The sequence below is a fragment of the Nonomuraea sp. NPDC005501 genome (assembly GCF_040605905.1).
In the GTDB taxonomy this organism is placed as follows: Bacteria; Actinomycetota; Actinomycetes; order Streptosporangiales; family Streptosporangiaceae; genus Nonomuraea.
Map to the genome: position 1 here is coordinate 1 of NZ_JBEXDT010000201.1, position 4,267 is coordinate 4,267.

A 4,267-nucleotide genomic window follows, 5' to 3' on the forward strand; every position below is an offset into this window, starting at 1 on the left:
GGCCGCCACCACGGCGACGATCGCGGCCGCCACCGCCACCGGCGCCCACCACCCGCCGCCGGACCACCTCGCGTGCGGCGCGGGCAGCACGCGCGGCGTCCCGTCGTCCCGCACGGTCTCGGCCCTGGCCGCCAGCGCGTCCCTCAGCCGCTCCTCGATGCCGGTCATGCCTTGTCCCCCCGTTCTCCCAGTTCGCGCTTGAGCCGGTCCAGGGCCCTGGAGGCGGTGGACCGTACGGTGCTCTGCCGGACGCGCGTCGCCCGCGCGATGTCGGCGTCGGACAGATCGAGGTAGTAACGCAGCACGAGGATCTCGCGCTGCCGCCTGGGCAGCCGGCCCAGTGCGGCGAGCATCTCCTGCCGCGCCTCCCCGAGCAGCGCGGCCGTCTCCGCGGAGCCCACCGGCTCGTCCCTCCGTCCCGGCACCACCCCGGCGGCGACGCCGCGCCGGCGCAGGACCGAGCGGGAGGCGTTGAGCACGCAGACGCGCACGTACGCCAGGTTCAGCGCCTCGGGGCGCTTGCCGTGCAGCCTGGAGAAGACGTCCTGGACGACGTCCTCGGCGCTCTCCCGGTCGCCGACGAGCAGCACGGCCAGGCGCACCAGGGCGAGCCAGTGCTCGCGATACAGGCTCGCCAGCACCGCCTCGGCGCCCGGCGGGGCGAGTGCGCGCGCGGCTGTCTCAGTGTTCATGACCTAAGAACGCGCGTCGCCCCCGATCCGCTGCGTCGCCGCCGTCCTCGGGTGCGCCTCAGGGGACAGGCATGCGCCTCAGGACCGTCTCCGCCTCCGCCATGATCCGCCCGATCAGCTCCTCGCACGAGGGCAGGTCGCCGATCACGCCCACCACCTGGCCCGAGGCCATCACCCCGAGGTCGCCGCGCCCCTCCACCATGGCCGCCCGCAGCAGCACCGGCGTGTTCGCCGCCTGGAGCACCTGTGCCCAGGTCAGGTCGCGGCCGTGCCGCATGCGCCGCCCCTCCCGGACCATCGCGGCCCACGGCAGCCCGGACAGCCTCCTGAACCGCGCAGCGTTGACCACCGCGCGCAGCAGCCGCGAGCGCTCCAGCGACTCCACGAACGGCGTGCGCAGCACCCGGTGCGGCACGCCGTCCACCTTGGTGGTGACGAGCGTGTCGGCCGCCTCCAGGTAGAGCCGCTTCACCTGGTCCGGCACCGGGGAGTCGCCGGTCAGCAGGAACCGCGTCCCCATGGCGATCCCGCACGCCCCGTACGCCAGCGCCGCCACCAGCCCGCGCCCGTCGAAGAAGCCCCCGGCGGCCACCACCGGGATGTCCACGGCGTCCACCACCTGCGGCAGCAGCAGCGTGGTGGCCAGTGGCCCGGTGTGCCCGCCGCCCTCGCCCCCCTGCACGATCACCGCGTCGGCGCCCCAGGCGGCCACCTTCTCCGCGTGCCGCCGCGCCCCCACCGAGGGCATCGTGACCACGCCCGCGTCCTTCAGCCGGGCGATAAGCTCCCTGCGCGGCGCGAGCGCGAACGAGGCCACCCGCACCCCCTCGCGGATCATCACCTCGACCCGCTCGGCGGCGTCGTCGGCGTCGGAGCGGATGTTCACGCCGAACGGGGCGTCGGTGCGCTCCTTGACGGCCCGGACCGCCGCGGTCATCTCGGCCACCGACATCGTGGCCGCCGCGATGATCCCCAGGCCGCCCGCGCGGGAGGTGGCCGCGGCCAGCCGGGCGCCCGCCACGTACCCCATGCCGGTCTGCACGATCGGATGGCGGCAGCCGACGAGGTCGGTCAGCGCGGTCCTCACCTGGCGGCCCCCGTGCGCGGCCCCGGAACCTCGCGATGGCGCAGCCCGCGCGGGTCCAGCACCTCGTCCAGCAGCCCCAGCTCCTCGCCGGTCGGCTCCCTGGTCTCGGGCACGCCGGCGGGCACGTCCAGCTCGAACCCCGTGGCCGCCACCACCTCCTGCACACTCACCCCGGGATGCGTGGAGACCAGCCGCATCGTGCCGCCCGGCCCGCCGAGGTCCAGCACGGCCAGGTCCGTCACCACCCGGCGCAGCTCGTACGCGCCCCTGTCGGTGCCGACGCCGCTGACCACGTCCACCTCCGGCACGAACACCCGGGGGGAGTGGCGCGGGATCCAGTAGCTCGTCGGGTCGCAGCGCGTGTTGCCCGGAGCGCCGCGCACGCCGAGCAGCTGCGCCTTCGGCATGCTCCAGTCGCCGATGCAGGAGATGTTCGAGTTGCCGTGCCGGTCGATCTGGCTCGCGCCCAGCATCACGTGGCGCCGGCCGTTCAGCACCAGCCACAGGTGGTCGCGGAACGGCAGCCACCCCTCGACCACCTCCGGCGCCTCGCCCAGCGCGGGCACGTCGCCGGTGAGCAGGCAGACGCCGTCGTGCGTCAGCAGGTCCGGCTCGAACGTCAGCCGCGCCAGGCGCGCCCCCAGCACCGTGACGGCCCCGCCGATGCCGGCCGCGAGAATCTCGCCGTCGCCCCTGAACGCCTCGGCGCACGCCACCACGCACACATCAGCCCTGCTCGCCACGGGCGTACTCCTCCCAGGGGGTCTCCACGTAACGCCGTTGCGCCTCCTCGTCGCGCCCGTAGTCGGGCTCGCACGCGGTGAAGCCCGCCCCGCCCGGCGCGTCCACCACCCCGGTCACCATCGACCTGCTGACCAGCAGCGACTGCACCGGTCCCTCCTGTAGCAGGTCCGCGGTGTCCACCAGCCGCTCGCACGACACGTAGGCGCTCGTCGCCGCCTTGACGTACAGGTCGTCGAAGTACGGGTCCGGGCCGAGGTACTGGGCGTTGCCGCGCCGGTCGGCCCGGTTCAGGTGGACCAGCGCGGCGTCCAGGGTGAGCGCGGGCACGGCCACCAGCTCCTCCCCGTCGCCGTGCTCGTCGTCGTAAGGGGATCGGATGGTCCGCAGGTGCGGGTTGACCCGCATCACGTCGGAGCCCAGCCCCGCCCGGGTCGGCAGGAACGGCAGCCGGTGCGCCGCCGCCAGCAGCCCGAACATGAACATGCCCTCGTCGTACTCGGTGAACGCGACGGACCCGCTCTGACGGGCCCTGCGGAAGTGGGGTTCGAGCGGGACGGAGTCGAGCGTCACGAACGGGGCGACGACCCTGCGCGCCTTGCCCGCGGCGCACAGCATGCCCACGTCCGGCCCGCCGTACGAGACGATCGTGAGGTCGCGCAGCCGGGAGCGGAGCAGGCCGCGGACCAGGGCCATCGGCTTGCGCCGCGACCCCCACCCGCCGATCCCGATCGTCATCCCGCTCTCCAGCCGGCCGACGACCTCCTCGACGCTCATGACCTTGCTTCTGGCCGCGCCGCCGCTCATGAGCCCTCCATGAAGCGCTGGCGGTGCTCGTCGCCCTTGCCGACGAGGTTCAGCTCGAAGGTGAAGCCCTGCTCGAACCGGTAGCTCCGCCTGACGTCCACGGGGTCGATGCCGTTCAGCGACTCCTTCGCCAGCCGGATCACGTACGGGTCCTTGGCGGCGATCCGCCCGGCCACCTCCAGCGCGGCCTCCCGCAGCGCCTCGTGCGGCACCACGTCCAGCACCGAGCCGAACGACAGCAGCTCGGCGGCCGTCACGTTGCGGCACGTGTAGACCATGGCCCGCATGAGGTGCGGCGGGACGAGCCGGGACAGGTGCGTCGCCGCCCCGAGCGCCCCGCGGTCCACCTCGGGCAGCCCGAAGTAGGCGTCGTCGGAGGCCACGACGACGTCCGCGTTGCCGGCCAGCCCGATGCCGCCGCCCAGGCAGAACCCGTGGACCGCGGCCACCACCGGCACGGCGCAGTCGTAGACGGCGGCGAAGGCGGCGTGGCAGCCCCGGTTCGCCCCGACGAGCGCCCGATGGCCGTCGGCGGACTGCATCTCCTTGATGTCCACGCCCGCGTTGAACCCGCGCCCCTCGGCGCGCAGCACCACGACCCGGGTGGCGGGATCCTGCCCCGCCTGCTGGAGGGAGTCCGCCAGGTCGTGCCAGTGCCGGACGGCGAGGGCGTTGACCGGCGGGACCTCCATGACGACCTCGGCGATCGGGCCGGCGCGCAGCGTGATTCCCATCCCGCTCCCAGGGTGTGTACGCTTGCTTTGTCCTAGCGCTTGCTTGGTACGGTAGCACTCGTGACGGTGACTTACGACTACGCGGGCAAGGTCGTCCTCGTGACGGGAGGGACCAAGGGGATCGGCGCCGGCATCGCCCGCGCGTTCCTGGAGGCGGGCGCCACGGTCGTGGCGTGCGCCCGCACCCCGCCGCCCTCCCTCGGCCG

The 4,267-nt window shown here is 74.2% G+C and carries 6 protein-coding genes; 1 reads left to right on the forward strand and 5 read right to left on the reverse strand.

Annotation, left to right across the window (positions count from 1 at the left end):
* Positions 1-164: 164 nt before the first annotated feature.
* Genes ABZS51_RS42380 through ABZS51_RS42400 form a run of 5 tightly spaced genes read right to left on the reverse strand, consistent with a single transcriptional unit; the run spans position 165 to position 4,061 of the window.
* Positions 165-692 carry a sigma-70 family RNA polymerase sigma factor gene (locus ABZS51_RS42380; protein ID WP_355453925.1) on the reverse strand — a complete coding sequence of 176 codons (528 nt, stop codon included), beginning with the start codon at positions 690-692 and terminating at the stop codon, positions 165-167.
* A gap of 58 nt (positions 693-750) precedes the next feature.
* Positions 751-1,779 carry a nitronate monooxygenase gene (locus tag ABZS51_RS42385; protein ID WP_355453928.1) on the reverse strand — a complete coding sequence of 343 codons (1,029 nt, stop codon included), beginning with the start codon at positions 1,777-1,779 and terminating at the stop codon, positions 751-753.
* On the reverse strand, positions 1,776-2,522 hold the full coding sequence (locus ABZS51_RS42390) for a CoA-transferase (RefSeq protein WP_355453931.1): 747 nt from the start codon (positions 2,520-2,522) through the stop codon (positions 1,776-1,778). Before ABZS51_RS42390 ends, ABZS51_RS42385 begins: the two co-directional genes overlap by 4 nt.
* Positions 2,506-3,297 (reverse strand): CoA-transferase, encoded by a 792-nt coding sequence (locus tag ABZS51_RS42395; protein ID WP_355453936.1) that lies wholly within the window; start codon positions 3,295-3,297, stop codon positions 2,506-2,508. The genes ABZS51_RS42390 and ABZS51_RS42395 overlap by 17 nt, the downstream gene beginning before the upstream one ends.
* A gap of 26 nt (positions 3,298-3,323) precedes the next feature.
* Entirely contained in the window at positions 3,324-4,061 is a 738-nt protein-coding gene (locus ABZS51_RS42400) for an enoyl-CoA hydratase family protein (RefSeq protein ID WP_355453934.1), read from the reverse strand.
* 99 nt (positions 4,062-4,160) lie between these two features.
* Here ABZS51_RS42400 and ABZS51_RS42405 point away from each other — a divergent pair.
* The coding region (locus ABZS51_RS42405) for an SDR family NAD(P)-dependent oxidoreductase (protein WP_355453939.1) at positions 4,161-4,267 on the forward strand (107 nt) is incomplete at its 3' end.

Bases quoted from the DNA above. Each gene is read 5' to 3' on its own strand.
- ABZS51_RS42400 (WP_355453934.1), bottom strand. From the start codon at position 4,061: ATGGGAATCACGCTGCGCGCCGGCCCGATCGCCGAGGTCGTCATGGAG.
- ABZS51_RS42395 (WP_355453936.1), bottom strand. From the start codon at position 3,297: ATGAGCGTCGAGGAGGTCGTCGGCCGGCTGGAGAGCGGGATGACGATC.
- ABZS51_RS42380 (WP_355453925.1), bottom strand. From the start codon at position 692: ATGAACACTGAGACAGCCGCGCGCGCACTCGCCCCGCCGGGCGCCGAG.